Genomic DNA, 18,782 nt, shown 5'->3' with positions numbered 1-18,782 from the left:
TTTTACCAACTATAGTTGGTATTATGAAATTAAAATTAATTAAAAAAATAATGTTATTAAACATCCAAAAAAATAAAAGTTAAATTAATATTCAATATAAATTTTTGGTTTTTTAAATACATAATATGTACTATAAGTAAAAACTAATAAACCACTTATTGATATGATGATTAATGGTGAATATATATAAATATCCATGTTATTTGTAGCTTTTGCAATTTCACTAGCAATAAATAATCCAGGAATTCCAATTATAGTACCATACATAATGGATGAGATAATAGATCTAATTGGTTTCCCAGTAGATTGAAAATACAACATTCCACTAATAGTAAATGAAAATAATAATAGTTGTCCCATAATTACCCTTAATAAAATTAGTGCATCATTATAATTACTATGTCCTGGAATGATATCAAACAATCACAAGAATTGATTTTGTAGAATAAATGAAACAATAATAAAGAAAATAAAAGCATAAACAAATGCCATAGCCATTGATATTAAATAAGCTTTTTGGACTTTTTGTTGTTCATTTCTTACATAATTATAGGTGATGACAGTTCTAGCACCTCTTATTACACCAATAATTGCTGAGAAAAATAAATTATAAATTGGGTTCACAGCTCCAAGGATAGTTAGATAATATGTTTGTTCTTTTCCAGTAATTGGTTGAGTTATTTGCCCATAAATTGATTGTTGGATAAGTGAATAAACAGCAGTAGAAGCATTTCTAAAAAAGCTTGCTATGCCAATAGCAAAAATATACAAAATAATTTTGTAATCAAATCTAAACTCTTTAATTTTTAAATATTTGAATTCTAAAAGTGTTAGCTTTTTTTTGTTTTGTCATCAAATAAATGACACAAAAATTGCAACTCCAATAATTCAACTTATGACAGTTGCAATTGCAGCAGCATTTATTCCAAGTGTTGTTAAATAAAGTAAAGCAAAATCTAATGCTATATTTAAGACATTAGAAATTAAAATAAACGCAGTTGGAATAGCATTTTTACCTTCACTATTTAACAATGATATAAACAACATAATGTAGTTATTAAAAACATTAAAACCAATAATAATTAAAGAGTATTGAACTGCCCAATTAATAGAAAGATTTCTTGTGTAATTTAAAAAATTTTGTAATGTATCAATTTCACTTTGATTTCATTTGGATAAATACTGATCACCAATTAATTTTTCAGCGTTTGTTTGATTTGCCTGAACAGGAATTAATATAAATGTTAATCCAATCAAAATTGCTGATGTTATCAATGATGTGATTAATGTATTATAAAAACCATTACTTCAAGTTAAAGTTGCTTTTTTATAATCTTTTTTACCAAGATCTTTAGAGTAAGCGATTGATGTTCCAAGACCTAATAATAAAGATATTGCAGTACATATTAATGTTAATGGTGATGATAAAGATACAGATGTTCTAACAATGCTTGAAACAGCTAAACTTGGAATTGATTCCATCATTTGTGATTTCTCATCTATTAATTTTTTAATTGATTCAAATTGTTCATTACCAAAAACATTTGATTGACTAAAATAATGATTAAGCGGAATTATTCTAACCATTAAAATTTGGTCTACAAAAACATAAATTCCAGTGGCAAGTGAAACAATTATTGCTAATGTCACAATTTTGAATAAACTTTTAAATATTGATGTGTTTTCAAAAAGTTTTACAGCGCTATTAACTTTAGATGAATCGTCACTAAATTTATTATTTCCTTCATTGTTTTTAATCATAATTAACTCTTTGCTTTAGGTACTTTAGGAAGACCTGGCATTAAATAAATCTGTGATGTTATTATAATAACAAATTTTGCACAGTGGTTAATTTTTATGTCTGTTACATTTATATTAAAATTTTTTGGTCTATTAAGTTTTTTTGGATCATCAGATAATGAACTAAATGTCTTAGCAATGCAAATGTAATATCCCTTACATTGTTCTTCTATTTCTTTTATAATATCTAAAGCTTCTTGTGAATAATTAACATCATTTGCACCATACACTTTATTTGCAATTTCTTTTACTTTTGTTTTAATATCACTATCTAATTTATATGTGAAATTAATTTCTTTATTTTCTTTTAAATTTTCTTCAATAAATGCAACTAAATGTTGGTTTTTACTTGGACCATCTTGTCACATAGTAGATATAGCAAAATTAATATTGAATTTTTCACAATTATATTTAAATTCATTTATTTCGCTATCTGTGTCAATATTGTGTTTATTTAAAATAACAACATAATTCAATCCGAATCCTTTAATTGTTTCAATGTGTTTTAATAAGTTATCAAAACCTATTTCTATCCCATTTAAATTTGGTTTATCTAAATCTTCAACTTTTATCCCAGAATGATATTTTAATGATTTTAAAGTCACTGTAATTACAACAAGTGATGGAACAACTTTCATTTTTCTACATTTTATATTTAAAAATTTTTCAGCACCAAGATCAGCACCAAATCCTGCTTCTGTGAAAGTATAATCACTAACTTTTAATCCTATATCTGTTGCTATTATACTATTACAGCCATGAGCTATATTAGCAAAAGGTCCACCATGTATTATGATTGGTGAATTATATTTTGAAAATGCAATATTTGGTTTAATGGCATTTTTTAAAATAAGCATGATTGAATCAACAATTTTAAGATCTTTTATATATATTGGTTTATTTTTTGTTGTATAAGCAACTATAGTATTTTCAATTGTATTTTTTAAATCTTCATAATCATTTGCTAAACAAAATGCTGCCATTAATCTAGATGCAGCAGTAATAGCAAAACTTGCATTTTGTTGATTATTTTTGTTTATAAAATAATTTATTTGTCTAAGAGATCTATCATTTATATCAATACATCTATCTCACAATATTTTTGATTTATCAATATCTAATTCAGAATTAAAATATATTTCATTTTCTATTATTGAATAAATTAAGTTATTTGCTGTTTCAATAGAGTAAAAATCACCAGTGAAACCTGTATTAATTTCATCACTATTTAAAATAGAACATTCACCACTTCCGGTCGCGCCACCTTTGATACCAAAAAATGGTCCAATTGATGGTTGTCTTAAAACTGCAATTGAATTTTTGTTTGCAAAATTAAAGCAATCATTTAAACCAATAAGTGTGGTACTTTTACCTTCTCCTGTTGGTGTTGGATTTATTGATGTTACTAAAATTAGTTTTCCTTTTCTATTTTTGTCTTTAAAGTTTTCAGATTTAATTTTATAAAAATCTCCATATTGTTTAATATCTTCATTTTTAAAAAATATATTTAATTTATTCATGTTATATACCTCATTGAAAAATATATTAAGTTTATTTTAAATCTCATTTTATTTAATAAATCAAAAATTATTTTTAATTATGTTAATTAAGAATAATAAAAGTAAATAAAAAATAAATAGTCACTATTATTAACTGCAATTAATATAATTAACTATTTAAGATAATCTATTTTTTTATTTTAAAAGTTCATCTCTTCAAATTTTTAAAGTGGATTTTTGGTTGTTATTAATGATTTTTTCATCATCAAGATATTCTAATAAAAAATCATAGTTTGTCATTGTGTAAAAAGGAACATTAATGTCATCAAAGCTTTTTTTAAAAATTGGTAAATTGTAACTAAATATTGCTACAACGCCTACAACATTTAAACCATTTTCGTTCAAAGCTTTACAAACATTTATAGAAGATTTTCCAGTAGAGATTAAATCTTCTATAACAACAACATTTTTACCTTTTTCAAACATACCTTCTATTTGTTTTGATTTTCCATGTTTTTTTGCTTCACTCCTAACAAAAATCATTGGTAAATTTAATTTATCACTAACTCAAGCTGCATGTGGAATTCCAGCAGTAGCTGTTCCAGCTATATAATCTATGTCTTTAAAATTTTTTTTAATTAAACTAACAAAATTTTCAGTTATTGTTTTTCTAACATCGGGATATGAAATTATTAATCTATTATCACAATATATTGGTGACTATATACCAGATGTTCATGTAAATCAATCATTTTTATCTTTTTTAATTTCTATTGCTTTTATTTTTAATAATAAATCAATTATTTTTTTGCTCATAATTTGTATTACCTAACTTAAAAAATCTTTTTTTATTTGTAAATATTTTTCTAGACAGTTTTTATTTTTAGTTATTGATCTACCAACAACAATATAATCAGAATTATTTATTTTTGCATCGTTTGGTGTTGCAATTCTTTTTTGATCATCTAGATTATCATCTTTTGTTCTAATTCCTGGATTGATAACAATAAAGTTGTTACCACATTTGTTTTTTATAATCTTTGTTTCCCACACTGAACATACAACACCATCAATTCCACAGTCTTTTGATAAACATGCATAATTAATAACACTATCTAATAAAGTTGAATTAATTTTTTGTTCCTTTTTCATCATTTCTTCAGATGTAGATGTAAGTTGTGTAATTGCAACCAGTTTTGTGTTTGAATTAGATTCTTTAATAGCTTCTGCAGCTTTTTTAAGCATTTCACTACCACCAGATGCATGGACTGAAATAATATCTACATTCAATTTTAAAAGTGATTTAATTGATTGATAAACTGTGTTTGGAATATCATGAAGTTTTAAATCTAAAAAAATTTTATGATTCATTTTCTTTATTTTTTTTATAATAGATGTTCCACAACTATAAAACAATTCCATTCCAACTTTAACAAATAACTTTTCGTTTTTTAATTTTTTTAAAAAACTTATAACATCTTTTTTGTTATTAAAGTCAAGTGCTATTATTATGTCTTTATTATTTATTTTCAACTTCTACCCCTTAATTCTAAAATATTAAATACATTTAATTTATCAAGTTCTTTTTCTAAGTCATTGATAATATCAACACAAATATATGGGTTAGTAAAATTAGCTGTTCCAATAGCAACTGCTGTTGCGCCTGCTGAAATGAAATCAATAACATCAATTGCATTTGAAATGCCACCCATACCTATAATTGGTATTTTTACAACTTGTGAAACTTCATAAATAATTTTTATTGCAATTGGTTTTATAGCTGGACCAGATAACCCGCCAACTTTATTTGCTAAAATTGGTTTACCTGTTTTGTGATCTAAAACCATTCCAGTTAATGTGTTAATCAACGATAAAGCATCAGCACCTGCTTTTTCTACTGCAATTGCTATTTCTTTAATATTTGTTACATTTGATGATAATTTAACATAAACTGGTTTATTTATATTTTCTTTAACTTGCTTTACAAGTTGATATGCAATATTACAATCTGTTCCAAATTGAATCCCACCAACTTTTACATTAGGACATGAAATGTTTAATTCAATTGCTTTAACATTATTAGCTTTACAAATTTTTTTGGCTACATAAACATACTCATCAATGCTGTTACCAGCTATATTTGCAATTATTGGAACATCATATTTTTCAAGTTCTTTTAGTTGGTTATTCAAAACAAAATCAACACCAGGGTTCTGTAGTCCTATTGAGTTTAACATTCCAGAATTTGTTTCAGCAACTCTTGGTGTTTCATTGCCAAATCTTGGTTCTTTTGTTACTGCTTTGATCATTATTGCACCAAGTTTTGATAAATCATAATAACTTGAAAACTCTATCCCAAAACCAAAACAACCAGATGCTGGCATTATAGGATTTTTTAATTTAATTCCTGGTAGGTCAACACATAATCTTTTATTCATTTACAATTCAACCTCACTACTTAAATAAACTGGCCCATCTTTACAAACCCGTGAATATCCGTTTTGATTATTTGTTTTAACAACACAAGCATAACATGCTCCAATACCACAAGCCATTCTATTTTCGATTGATAAGTAACCAATTTTATTTGAAAAAATTTCTTTAATTTTTTTTAATACAATTAGAGGACCACATGCATAATATTTATCAAAAGTTAAATTGTTGCTTTTGATTAGGTTATCTAATAATTCAATTATGTTACCTTTAAAATAATTTGAATCCGTTATTGTTGATATATAAGTGCTTCCAATTTTTTTGAATTCATTTTCATAAAAAATTTCTTCTTTGCTATTAAAACCTAAAACTGTTATAACTTTAGTTCCCTTGTTTTTTAGCTGTACAGCCAGTTCAAGAAGTGGAGGTATTCCAACACCTGCACCAATTAACAAAGCAGTTTCATGTTTGTTTATTGAATTAATATTAAAACCATTTCCAAGTGGACCAAGTAAATCCAGATATTCTTTTTCTTTGTATTTAGTCAATTCTTTGGTTCCATTTCCTAAAACTTTATATATTAAAGCAAAAGAATTGTTTTGTTTATTATATTTTGAAATTGATATTGGTCTTCTCAAAACAAAAGAACTATTTTGATGACCTATTTTAATATTTACAAATTGACCTGGTGAATTTATAAATTTAACTAGATCTGAAACAAGTATAATTTGAAAAATGTTTTTAGCTATTGGTTTATTTTCGATTATTAAACACTGATAAGTCTTTCTTTTCATATTGTTAATTCCTTGTTTTTATTTAGATTTAATATTGTTTTTAAAATCTTGATGACAATAAACTATTTTTCCATCACATATTGTCAACATGTTTATTCCAAATATTTTTTCATTTATATAAGGAGTGTTTTTTGAATTGCTTGATATTCATTCTTTAGTTATTATTTCACTTTTATTTAAATCAACAATTGCTATATCAGCTACATGTTTTTCTTTTAAAACCCCACTTTTTAATTTAAAAATTTGAGAAACATTTTTAGTCATTAAATCAACTATTTGATTTAAATTTAGTATTTTTGTTAAAACAAGTTTTGTATATAGTAATCCAAAAGCAAATTCTGACCCGATTACACCAAAAGCTGCTTCTTCTATTTTTACATCTTTTTCATTTTCTGCATGTGGTGCATGATCTGTTGCAATTATGTCAATAGTTTTATTTTTTATTCCTTTTATTAGATGATATCTATCATCTTTTGTTCTTAAAGGTGGGTTCATTTTTCAATTTCCATTATTTGATGATATATCTTCATCACAACTTATTAAATGATGAGGACTAACTTCACAAGTAACTTTAATTTTTTTATTTTTTGCATCTTTAATAAGTTCAAGTGAATGTTTAGATGAAACATGACATATATGATAATGACATTTAGTTTCTTTTGCTAAAACTAAATCTCTTGCTATATGAACAGTTTCGCTCAAAAAAGACATGCCTTTAATATTTAATTTTTTTGATATGTTACCTTCATTTATATGACCAGAATTTATAAAAGTTTCATCCTCGCAATGAGCAACAATTGGTTTATTTAATGATTTAGCTTTTAACATTGCTTTATACATTAAATTAGCATTTTGAATTCCTTTACCATCATCACTAAAAGCAAATACATAATCTTTAATTTGGGTCATATCAGAAAGTTTATTTCCCTCAAGGTTATAACTTATTGAACCATAAGGAATTGCTTTAATTATTGAATCTTTTTTTATTATGTCTAATTGAACATTAAGTGATTTTAGATCATGCGGTACTGGATTAAGATTTGGCATTGTCATAACAGTTGTAAACCCTCCCTTTGCAGCACTATAAGAACCATTTTTAATTGTTTCTTTATGAGTAAAACCAGGTTCTCTTCAGTGCACATGAACATCAATTAAACCAGGGATTGTTAAATTATTTTTTGCATCAATTATTTTTTTAATTTGTTTGTATTTGTTTTGATCAATCTTGTTTGATATTTTTATTATTTTATTTTTATTAATTAAAATGTCTTTTTTAACAAGCTTATTATTTATTAATAATTTACTATTGATTATTAAAGTCATATTAAATGATTTTGTTTTTGTGAATAATATATTCTAAAACTGCTTGTCTCATAAACATTCCATTTTTCATTTGTTCAAATATCTTAGATTTGGGACTTTCAATTATTTCATCATCTATTTCAACATTTCTATTAAACGGTGCAGGATGCATTATTATTGCATTCTTTTTTAATTGAGAGTATCTTTTAGAATTTAGTCCATATTCTTGATTATATTTTTTTAGAAATTCATAGTTATTATTTGATATTAAATGTCTTTCGTGTTGAACCCTTAATAACATACAAACATCTATATCATTTATTAAATTGTCTAATTGATAATAATTATTATATTTTTCATCAATAAATTCATTTGGGGAAACAAAATAAACTTTTGCTCCAAGTGATGTTAGTGCTTTAAAATTACTTTTTGCAACACGTGAGTTTTTAATATCTCCAATAATAGCTACTTTTAGTCCTTTGAATTTTTTAAAATGTTCATATATTGTCATTAAATCTAATAATGACTGAGTTGGATGTTCACCACTTCCGTCTCCACCATTTATAATGGGAATGTTTATGTTTTTTAGTTCATCAAAATATTTCTCTTTATTGTGTCTTATTACTAATAAATTAACACCAATTGATTCAAGTGTTTTGCAAGTGTCATAAAGTGTTTCACCTTTTTGAATTGATGAATTATCTACTTCAAAATTTATAACATTTATACCAAGCTTTTTTTGAGCAACTTCAAAACTTAGTTTTGTTCTTGTAGAATTTTCAAAAAATAAATTTGAAACAAACAAATTGTTAAATTTATTTTTAATTACACTTGGTCTATTTTTGTATTTAAGAGCTTTTTTTATTAGTTTCATTATTTCTTTATTAGTTAAATCTTCAATTGATAAAAGGTTAACTTTTTTTCTATTCAATAATAACTTTTTCATCTTTATCAACCTCTTCTAAATAAACTTGAATATTTTCGTTTTTTGAAGTTGGAATGTTTTTACCAACAAAATCAGCTCTTATTGGCAATTCTCTATGACCTCTATCAATTAAGCATGCAAGTTGTATTTTAATTGGTCTACTATTGATTAATATTGCATCCAATGCAGCTCTTATGGTTCTACCAGTATATAAAACATCATCAATGATTACAACAACTCTATTATCTAAATTAGTTTTAAAAGGATTTATATCTAATGGTTTTCTTTCTTTTCCAATATCATCACGATAATTTGTAATATCAACAACATCTATATCTAAGTCAATATTTTCTATATTTTTGATGTTTTCTTTAATTCTATTTGCGATGACATCTCCTCTGTTTTTTATTCCTAATAAAACAACATTTTTTATGTCACTATTTTTTTCAATAATTTCAAAACTTATTCTCTTAATAGATCTTTGAATCCCTTGTTTATCCAATAGCACTTTCATAACTACTCCTTTAATATAAATAAAAATCTGAACACTTTTAAAAGAGTTCAGAAAGATTGCTTATAGGATAAAAGTTGTTACCCTTGCTTGTTTCTCTGAACAAACTTAAAAGGATTTTTATTCTAGAAATAATTGTATATGTGTTTATTAAAAATAAATAATTTAAAAAATTAAAAATTATTAATAATTTAGTTTCATGTATATTTATTTAAAACCAAAACAAATATTATTTTTAATCTGTTAGTATTTTTTATATCATTAATAACATGTTAAATAAATTCATTTTAAATTAATAACTATTATCACAAAAAAATTATAGATATTGTAATAGTATAAAAACGAGTATAATATAAGATTGTATTCTATTTTATATTAATTTACTGTTTATTAATTGTTAGGATTAAAAATGAAAAATAAATTCAAATGATTTTTATTAGCTACATCATTTAGTTCTGTTGCATTAGGTGCAAGTGTTTTTATTTTAGGTAATTCAAATGTTTTATTGGGAGAAGATAAAAACGATTCAACAATACCTTCAAATCCAGATGTTCCAGAAAATTTAGAAATTGAACCAATTTTAAATAGTAATTTAGATATTGTTAATTCATTCAGTGATTTATATTCATCAACTAACACTAATATAGACCAAAACATTAAAGACATAATTTTAGAAAAACAGTTACAACAAAAAATAATATCAAATTATGATAAATTTGATGATAATCAAAAATCTAGTTTACAAATTGATTTAAAAACTAATCTCCCATCTAATAAATGAGGAAATATTTCATATAATGATTGAAAAAAGGAAACTGTTCATGTTTATTATGGTATTAAATTTGATAAATTAAATGTTAGTTCATTAAATGATCTACATGATATGTTAACACCTGAATTTATAAAAAATATTTTTGTATCTTTAAATCTATCAACTACAACTGATAAAAAAACATACAATTTGGTTCAAAATAGTAATATTGGTTTAGAAAATGGGTTGTTACACATTAATATATTAGAAACACAAAATCAAAGAAATGAAGCAAAATATGATTTACAAATTCCTATTTCTGATTTCAATTTAAAAATAAATAGTGAAATAACCATTAGTGGAAAAAATATAAAAACTACAAGCCAAAAAATTGATATAAATTATAATATTACAGTTGATAAAAATATCTTAAATAAACAAGCATTAGAAACAATTGATTTAAATGAAAAATATGAATCAGTTACAGTTAATAATTTATTAGAAAATTTAAATTGAGCTTCTCAACCTATATCCAGCAAATCAAATAACTCTTTGTTAATTAATAATGATGTTATTTCCAAAGAAATTGGGTTGTATAATGTTGAATTTTCTAATTTTAATTTGAATTTAAAAAATCCAGAAAATGATATTAATAGTCCAAATTATGATGGTATATATAATTTAACTTTTGATGCTACACCACATGATAATCATGTTTGGGATGATGGCACTAAATCCCAATTAAAAATAACAATTGAAAACATTCAAATTAATTTAAGTTTAGCTGAATTTAAAGATCAAGATTGGTTGTGACAAAATGATAATGAATTATGAAAAAAAATAACAACTTATAGTGAAAATATTCAATTGAATTTTGCTGACACTGGAATAAACGATACAACAAAAGAAAATATTAGTAAATTTTTATTAGAAAATAATTATTTAGAAAAAATTGAAACATATGAAAATGATTTAATTAAAAATGATAATAGATTCAAACATGTTGAAATAAAAATTGCTTTAATTGATAATAGATTTTATGCAAATAAGCAAGAAGGTTGGGAAAATTGAAATGTTTTAATTGAGTTTGTGCCAAAAAAAGGTTATGTTTTTAATTCCTCTCCACATAATGCTAAAAAACAAACTTATGTTAATTTATCTGGTCTTAAATTTAGTGAATCAACTTAAAATAGTTAATGCGAAATAATAAAACTAATAGTTCAAAAAATAATGAAACATAAATAACACAAAAAGACATTAGTCATGTGTGTTTATGTTTTTTTATTTGATTTTATAAAATAACCCATAATTTTAATTAACAAAGAATATTTTATTGTTTTCAATAACAAGAATAAACACATTAAAAGTATAAATATATTTTTCTTTACCTATAAATTTGTTTAATTTTATTTAATAAAATAAAATAATTTGTTGTTGGTAAAAATATTTTGAAAACATTATATTGATAACCATTATATATAATAGTGATATTATATATTTGTATATTTTAAAGGTAATTATGAATAACAAATTTATTAAACTTACAAATGGAAACTATTTAGATCTACAAAAATCAATTGAAAAAATTAATCCTGAATATTACACCTCAGCACAATATTTATTACTGTGAAAAACATATGGGGTTTCAATTTATTTTAAAGAAACATTAGATGCTATATACATGTATGCAAAATATGAAAATAGCAAAATAAAAACAGGAATAGATCAATTTGATTTAGATAGTGGTTTTATTATTTTAAAACCAATTACAAGAAACGAAGAAAACTCTTACCAATATCTTAAAAAAGCAATTGAACTTCTTAGGGATGAAATAATCTCTAAAGAAAACATATATATAGGTCGGCTTTGAAAACATGATTTGAAATGATTTGAAAATTATGAAATTATAAAAGAAATTGAGTCAAGTTATATATATACTAAAGATCAATTGACTTATTTTGCAGGCAAAAAAATGCAAAAGAAAAGAAATTTGTATAATTTTTATAATAATCATTATTCAAATGAAACAAAAATAATAAAATATGAAAACAAATATCTAAAAGATGTTTTAGAATATTGTAAAAATCACATAATAACTAATGGAGAGTCTTTTAGAGAACATGAGTATAACTGGATAAAAGAGTTATTATTAGACTCTAGAATAAAACTTTATGGTTCTATTATGTTTTATCAAGACAAAATAGTTGGTGTAACTATTGGTTGTACTCACAACAACATATATGAAATTTTTGTTGAAAAAGCAGACAAAGAATTGAAGGGTAGTTATCAATATTTACTTAGCCATAATCTAAAATTACACAAATTAGAAAATGTAGATTTTATAGATAGACAAGATTCAGAAAGTGAACTTGGTTTAATTCAATCAAAAAGAAGTTATAAACCTATCAACATAATCAAAACATATATTATAAGGATAAAGAAATAATGGAATATAAAATTAAGCAACTTGATGAAGTAAATATTGATGAAGCTAAAAAATTATACAAAGAAGCTTTTGGAGATTCTGATGAATTTATAAATTATTACTTTTCAAGTTATAGCAAAAATAATTTATATTATTTCTGAGTTGATGACAATAATAAAATTGTCATGATGGCTTGTTTAAACAAAAAAAGAGTTTACTATAATCGTGAAAAAATCACTGCCGGATTTATTGTTGCAGTTGCTGTTGATAAGGAAATGAGAGGCAAGAAAATACTAACTAATAATTTTCAAAAATGACTTGATGATATTTCATTAATGGCAGATTATATTTTTATACAAGCCTACAACTGAGATGTTTATAAAAACTTTGATTTCCATCCTTGTTGTTATAAACATAAATATCAATTAAGAAAAGATCAAATATTAAAACCTATAGAATATAAAACTAATAAAGATATTGATATTGAATTGATTAATGAAATATATAATCAATTTCTAAAAATTAATCGTATAAAAAATTACACATATAGAACAACAAAAGAAAGTATTTTATATTATAAAATGCTTTTATCTACAGGTGAAAAAATATATCATACAAAAAAATCATATATAGTAGTTTCAAAAGACACTATTGTTGATTTTGCATTCACAGATTTAAAAGATTTTATTCAATTGCTATCAAATTTTGAAGACAAATTATTTATTTATTCATATATACTTTTAGATAAGAGATTTTTTAAAGATTTATCAGATAAAAAAATTGACGCTAAAATTTATAAAATAAAAGATTTTGATTTATTGTTTAATGAAACATTTTAATTTTTAAGGAGTAATAAATATGGAAAAGAATTCAATTGAAGGAATTGTATATCATTTTAAAAAATCAGAAATTAATAACCCTAAAGGAGTTATAGTTTTTGTTCATGGCTTTGCTACAACATCAAATTATCATTTGAACTTTGCAAACCAATTAAAAGATTATGATTATTATGCAATAGAGTTACCAGGTCATGGTTATAGTAAATTAGATTCAAAAAAAGATTTATCACCATATAATTTAGCTTTAAAAGTTATAAGATGAATTGAATTATTAAAACTTGAAGATTTTTATCTTATAGGTCATTCTATGGGTGGTGGAATAGTAAATATTGTTGCTTCAAAAATACCTGAAAAAATTATAAAAGTAGTTGCTGTTACACCAATGAACAGTTCTTTTAGTTTTAAACTAAGAAATATATATAAATTTGTTCCAAAAACTTTAAAAGGTACTTTAAGAATGGAAAAGATTATTTTAAAAGAACCTGAAAAATTTTTCCCAAACAAATTAAATGACGAAGGATTAATAAAAGAACTTAATTATCAAAAAGATAATAGATCTAATTTTAAATATTTAAGAAAAAATATGGCTTCATTGAAAAATTTAAAAATATTGAAAAAATGTGAAGAAAACAATTTTCTTAAAACTTTAGTTTTACTTGGAAAGTATGATCAAATAATAGATTGAAAATCAGCTAACAAAAGATTTTCAAAATTAAAAAATTATCAACTTTATGTATTTCAAAATTCTGCTCATTTACCTTTTTGAGAAGAACCTGAACTTTATAAAGAAAAAGTTTTAGAATTCATTGAAAGAGAGTAATAGTATTTTGAACAAAAATGAAATTATATGTTTATATGATGTAAATAAAAATTATTTAAATAAACAAATATATAGACATGATATTAAAAATCAAATTAAAGGGAAAGAATACCACTTAGTAGTTAATGTTTTTTGCATTGATAAAAAAACAAAGAAAATTTTAATAACAAAAAGAGATATTCAAAAAGAATATGGAAATACTTGAGAGTGTACAGCAGGAAAATGTATTGAATTTGAAAATACAATTGATGCAGGAATTAGAGAATTATATGAAGAAACTGGTTTGTCATGTAATAAAACAGATTTAAAATTAATTAATACATTTGTATTTAATAAATATATTGTTGATACATATATTTGTTCTATCGACTTCAACATTGAAGATGTTATCCTACAAGAGGGCGAAACAATAGACAAAATGATGATTAACTACAATGATTTATTAGGAATGATAAAAAATAATAAATTTTGTTATTCCATTCAAAGAAGAATAGGTTTTTATTTAAAAGATATAAAAGATTTTATTGATAATATATAGGAGATATTATGTTAAAAGCGACATCAGCAAACTGCACTTACCATTATCAAAAAGCTAAAAATGTTTCTAAAGGTAATATAGTTTTTATTCATGGTTATGCTACAACATCAATGTATCATCAAGATGCAGCATTAGAATTTAGTGATTATAATTATTATGCTATTGAATTACCAGGTCATGGTTATACTGATGTAAGACAAAATTTAGAATTTTCTCCAATTAATATTGCAATTCAAGTTGTTGATTGAATTCATTCTTTAAATCTTGATGAAATAATTTTAATTGGTCATTCTATGGGTGGCGGAATTGCTGAGATGATAAATCTTTATATCCCGCAAAAAATAAGTAAAATAATTTTAGTTTCACCAATGAATAGTTCAATTGACTTAAGTGGTTTATTCAAAAAGAAAAAACTTTCTTTTAAGAACGTTAAGGATTTAACTGATTGACATAAAATAATATTTAAAAATCCAGATCGATTAAATTTAAATAATAGTGACAATGAAAATAAACTGGAATCAGAATTAGATTATCAAACAAAAAATAAAGATAATTTTAAAATTTTAAAAAAGAATATATATTCATTAAAAAATTTAAAAAACCTTAAATTTGCAGAAAGAAAAAACGATAAACCAACATTACTAATAGCAAGTGAATTTGATCAAGTAATAAAACTTAAAAACTTGATGAAAGTATTTTCTAAAAAAGAAAATGTCATTATTTCTGTTTTTAAAGATTCTGGTCATATTCCTTTTATGGAAGAAAAAGAATTATATGTAAAAACAATAAAAGAATTTATAGAAAGTAAATAAAATAAGATTAAAAAAATGAAGGCATGATATATTATGACCTTCATTTTTGTTTGCTAATATTTAGTATTCAGTAATAATATCTATAAAATTATTTTTATTTATAAATAATTTCTTTTTTTACAAGATCAACTTCTTGTTTTCCTAATAATTCTTTTATTACAGTTAGCGAGAAATCAATTGCATAAGCTAGTGATCTACCAGTAATAAAATTATGACTGACTACAACGTCTTTATCTTCATAAGAGCTACCAAGTGAACTTTCAAATCCAGGATAACATGTCATTTTTTGATTAGTTACAAGATTTAAATCAGCTAATACTGAAGGTGATGCACACATTGCAAGAAGTCATTTGTTTTTTTCATGTGAAAATTTTTGTAATGATTTAATTAATTTTTCACATTTAACTCCGTCTTTAAATCTTACATGGCCCTTACCACCAGGTAAATAAATGGCATTAAATTGATCTAAATTAGTTCTTTCCAAAGTATCATTTGCATAAACTTTAGTTCCAGATTGTAATACAATTGTATTCTTTTTTTCAATTGAAATAAGTTCAACAATAAGGCCTGCTCGTTTTCAAAGATCATATGGAACAATGACTTCTGTGTCTTCACTTTCGTGGGCTATCATGATAGCTATTCTAACATTAGATATTTTTTTAGTAAGCATATGTTTTCTCCTCTTTATTAAATTATACTATTGATTGCATATTTATCTTTATGATAAAAAATGTTAATTTACTTCAAAACTAACTTTAAGTCTATTTTAATTTTCAAAAAAATATATTAATCTATAGTTTTATATTGTATTCACAAGTAAGATAGAAACTTGAGCAATAATTATATAAATTGCATTATTAATTATTTAAATTAACAAAATCATCTTTTATACAAAAAAATTAGGTTTCCAAGACAATAACTTTAAAAAATTAAAATTTAATCAATTAAAAAATAACAAATATTTTATTGAATATAATAATTTGAAAATATTGTACTCTTTTTTTAATTGATTTTTCACTATCATAAAACCTTTTTGTATATTAAATTTATAATACCAAAAATCAAACCTAAATTTCAAATAAATATCTTTTTGTTTTAATTATTTAAAATTAGAATACATAAAATTAGTATAAAAAACAAAAAAAGAGAGATTATTCTCTCTTTAAATGAAAATATTATAAAATATTTTGTTTTTATTAAGAATGTTTTTTAATTACAACTTTGTTTTCGTCTGAACTATAATCTAAAACACAACTAACATTTTGTTTGATTAAACCATCAAAAACATATTCAGTTATAGCGTTTTCAACATTTTTTTGTATAAATCTATTTATTGGTCTTGCACCATATTCTTTTTGGTATCCATTTTTAACAATATAATCAATTAAAGAATCACTAAATTTAATATCATATTTATTTTCTTTTAATCTTTCACCTAATTGATCTAACATTTTAATTGTTATTTCTCTTGCCACACTAGTTGATATTTGGTTAAATTTAACTATTTCATCAATTCTATTAATGAATTCTGGTTTAAAAGCTACTTTCATTTCTTTTTCAAAAATGTCCATTTTGTTTTCAATTATAGATAAACTTCCAACATTTGATGTCATTATAATAATTGTATTTTTAAAATTAATGTTTCTACCATGTGAATCTTTTAACATACCATCATCAAGAATTTGTAAAAGAATATTTAATATATCTGGGTGAGCTTTTTCAATTTCATCAAGTAAGACAATTGAATAAGGTTTTCTTCTAACACCTTCACTAAGTTCACCAGCTTGATCATAACCAACATATCCAGGAGGAGCTCCAATTAATCTTGAAACAGAGTGTTTTTCCATATACTCACTCATATTAAGTCTTATCATTGCTTTTTCTGAATTAAATAAATTATCTGCTAATGCTTTTGCAAGTTCTGTTTTACCAACACCAGTTGGACCAACAAATAAAAATGATCCAATTGGTCTATTTGGGTTATTTATACCAACACGGTTTTTTAAAACTGTATTAACAACTGCTGTAACAGCTTCGTCTTGTCCTTTGATTCTTTTTAAAAGATTTGCTTTAAGATTTTTTAATTTGTCTTGTTCTTTTTCAAAAATTTTATCTAAAGGAATTTTAGTCATTCTTGAGATTATTTCTGCAACATCAACATCATCAACAAAATCTTTAATTAAAATATTTTTATTTTTAGATATTTCATCTTCTAAATTTTCTAGTTGTTTTTGAAGCGTTGGAATAACAACATACATTAGTTTAGATGCTTTTTCATAATCACCTTTTGCTTGGTTTAGTTCAATCATTCTATTACTTTCTTCTATGTCTTGTTTTAATTGACTTAATTTTGTTTGTTGTTCTTTTTGTGCAAGTCATTCTTTGTTTAATTCTTCTTGTTGTTTTTTTAGAACTAATAGTTCTTTTTCGATATTTTTTAATCTTTCATCATTTTGATTTGATTTCTCATCTTTTTGAATAGCTATTCTTTCAGTTTCAAGATAAAATATTTTTCTATTTATACTATCAAGTTCAACTGGCGCACTATGAGCTTCTGTTTTTATTTTAGCTGCTGCTTCATCGATTAAATCAATTGCTTTGTCTGGTAAGTATTTATCTGAAATATAACGTTCTGATAATTTAACAGCCGCAACTAATGCATTATCATTTATTCTTACATTATGAAAAATTTCTCATTTTTCTTTTAAACCTCTCATAATAGCTAAAGCTTCTGTTGGTGTTGGTTCTTCAACAAGTATTTTTTGGAACCTTCTTTCCAATGCACCATCAGTTTCAATATATTGTCTATACTCATTAAGTGTAGTTGCGCCAATTATTTTAATTTCGCCTCTAGCCATCATTGGTTTAATAATATTTGCAGCATCCATTCCAGAACTTGATCCAGCTTTACCCATTCCCATAAGTTGGTGAATTTCATCAATGAATAATATTACATTACCATCTTTCTTTTTAGCTTCATTAATTAGATCATTCATTCTTTTTTCAAATTGACCTTGAAAACTTGCTCCAGCTATTATCGATGATAAATTAACTTCATAAACAACACAATTTTTTAAGTTGTCTGGAACATCTTTTGAAATTATTCTTCTCACAAAACCTTCAACAATAGCTGTTTTACCAACCCCTGGTTCTCCTATTAAAACAGGATTGTTTTTTTCTTTTCTAGATAATATTTCAATTAATCTTCTAATTTCAGATTCTCTACCAATAATATTATTAAGTTTGTTAGTTGCAACTTCTTCATTTAAATTTCTTGCATATTTTTTTAATACATCTTTATCATTTGTTGGTTCAAAATTTATTTCCATATAA

The 18,782-nt window shown here is 23.7% G+C and carries 17 protein-coding genes; 6 read left to right on the top strand and 11 right to left on the bottom strand.

The features are described 5' to 3' along the window. Nucleotides 1-84: 84 nt before the first annotated feature. The 9 genes from EXC57_RS02620 to pyrR all read right to left on the bottom strand — a co-directional run bounded on the left by EXC57_RS02620 (nt 85) and on the right by pyrR (nt 9,267). On the bottom strand, nt 85-1,761 hold the full coding sequence (locus EXC57_RS02620; protein ID WP_004024555.1) for an MATE family efflux transporter: 1,677 nt from the start codon (nt 1,759-1,761) through the stop codon (nt 85-87). A 2-nt stretch (nt 1,762-1,763) separates the two neighbouring features. Then, complete coding sequence (locus EXC57_RS02615; protein WP_004024554.1) at nt 1,764-3,320, bottom strand: formate--tetrahydrofolate ligase; 1,557 nt, start codon at nt 3,318-3,320, stop codon at nt 1,764-1,766. A gap of 174 nt (nt 3,321-3,494) precedes the next feature. Further along, nucleotides 3,495-4,013 carry an orotate phosphoribosyltransferase gene (gene pyrE, locus EXC57_RS02610; protein WP_267678641.1) on the bottom strand — a complete coding sequence of 173 codons (519 nt, stop codon included), beginning with the start codon at nt 4,011-4,013 and terminating at the stop codon, nt 3,495-3,497. Between the two features lie 114 nt (nt 4,014-4,127). Next, complete coding sequence (gene pyrF / locus EXC57_RS02605; RefSeq protein ID WP_004024551.1) at nt 4,128-4,832, bottom strand: orotidine-5'-phosphate decarboxylase; 705 nt, start codon at nt 4,830-4,832, stop codon at nt 4,128-4,130. After that, the gene (locus EXC57_RS02600) at nt 4,823-5,737 is read right to left on the bottom strand and encodes a dihydroorotate dehydrogenase (protein WP_129692595.1); all 915 of its coding nucleotides are present in this window, start codon (nt 5,735-5,737) and stop codon (nt 4,823-4,825) included. Before EXC57_RS02600 ends, pyrF begins: the two co-directional genes overlap by 10 nt. Beyond that, nucleotides 5,738-6,526: a dihydroorotate dehydrogenase electron transfer subunit gene (locus EXC57_RS02595; RefSeq protein WP_004024549.1), complete on the bottom strand. Its 789-nt coding sequence runs from the start codon at nt 6,524-6,526 to the stop codon at nt 5,738-5,740. An 18-nt stretch (nt 6,527-6,544) separates the two neighbouring features. After that, nucleotides 6,545-7,849, bottom strand: coding sequence for a dihydroorotase (locus tag EXC57_RS02590; protein ID WP_004024548.1), 1,305 nt, complete (start codon nt 7,847-7,849; stop codon nt 6,545-6,547). 1 nt (nt 7,850) lies between these two features. Next, on the bottom strand, nt 7,851-8,774 hold the full coding sequence (locus tag EXC57_RS02585; protein WP_129692594.1) for an aspartate carbamoyltransferase catalytic subunit: 924 nt from the start codon (nt 8,772-8,774) through the stop codon (nt 7,851-7,853). Beyond that, complete coding sequence (gene pyrR, locus EXC57_RS02580) at nt 8,752-9,267, bottom strand: bifunctional pyr operon transcriptional regulator/uracil phosphoribosyltransferase PyrR (RefSeq protein WP_004024547.1); 516 nt, start codon at nt 9,265-9,267, stop codon at nt 8,752-8,754. The genes EXC57_RS02585 and pyrR overlap by 23 nt, the downstream gene beginning before the upstream one ends. A 406-nt stretch (nt 9,268-9,673) precedes the next feature. Between pyrR and EXC57_RS02575 the strand changes: the two genes are divergently transcribed. From EXC57_RS02575 to EXC57_RS02550, 6 genes are all read left to right on the top strand, one after another. Further along, on the top strand, nt 9,674-11,203 hold the full coding sequence (locus EXC57_RS02575) for a P35 family lipoprotein (RefSeq protein ID WP_004024546.1): 1,530 nt from the start codon (nt 9,674-9,676) through the stop codon (nt 11,201-11,203). Between the two features lie 331 nt (nt 11,204-11,534). Further along, entirely contained in the window at nt 11,535-12,461 is a 927-nt protein-coding gene (locus tag EXC57_RS02570) for a phosphatidylglycerol lysyltransferase domain-containing protein (RefSeq protein WP_004024545.1), read from the top strand. Beyond that, entirely contained in the window at nt 12,461-13,279 is an 819-nt protein-coding gene (locus EXC57_RS02565) for a GNAT family N-acetyltransferase (RefSeq protein ID WP_004024544.1), read from the top strand. Before EXC57_RS02570 ends, EXC57_RS02565 begins: the two co-directional genes overlap by 1 nt. 19 nt (nt 13,280-13,298) lie before the next feature. Beyond that, nucleotides 13,299-14,099: an alpha/beta hydrolase gene (locus tag EXC57_RS02560; protein ID WP_004024543.1), complete on the top strand. Its 801-nt coding sequence runs from the start codon at nt 13,299-13,301 to the stop codon at nt 14,097-14,099. A gap of 7 nt (nt 14,100-14,106) precedes the next feature. Beyond that, nucleotides 14,107-14,637, top strand: a complete 531-nt coding sequence (locus tag EXC57_RS02555) for an NUDIX hydrolase (RefSeq protein ID WP_004024542.1) — start codon at nt 14,107-14,109, stop codon at nt 14,635-14,637. Between the two features lie 8 nt (nt 14,638-14,645). Beyond that, the gene (locus EXC57_RS02550; RefSeq protein WP_004024541.1) at nt 14,646-15,449 is read left to right on the top strand and encodes an alpha/beta hydrolase; all 804 of its coding nucleotides are present in this window, start codon (nt 14,646-14,648) and stop codon (nt 15,447-15,449) included. 94 nt (nt 15,450-15,543) lie between these two features. On the opposite strand, the gene EXC57_RS02545 is transcribed toward EXC57_RS02550, so the two are convergent. Together EXC57_RS02545 and EXC57_RS02540 are read right to left on the bottom strand one after the other, a co-directional pair. Then, a complete protein-coding gene (locus EXC57_RS02545) occupies nt 15,544-16,119 on the bottom strand; it encodes a DJ-1/PfpI family protein (RefSeq protein ID WP_004024540.1) in 576 nt (191 codons plus the stop codon). Between the two features lie 526 nt (nt 16,120-16,645). Then, the gene (locus EXC57_RS02540) at nt 16,646-18,778 is read right to left on the bottom strand and encodes an ATP-dependent Clp protease ATP-binding subunit (protein WP_004024539.1); all 2,133 of its coding nucleotides are present in this window, start codon (nt 18,776-18,778) and stop codon (nt 16,646-16,648) included. Nucleotides 18,779-18,782: the final 4 nt, after the last annotated feature.

It is taken from the genome of Malacoplasma iowae, assembly GCF_900660615.1.
Taxonomy (GTDB): Bacteria; Bacillota_I; Bacilli_A; order Mycoplasmatales; family Mycoplasmoidaceae; genus Malacoplasma; species Malacoplasma iowae.
The sequence above is the reverse complement of the archived record's forward strand: the minus strand, read 5'-3'. Positions and strand labels throughout refer to the sequence as shown.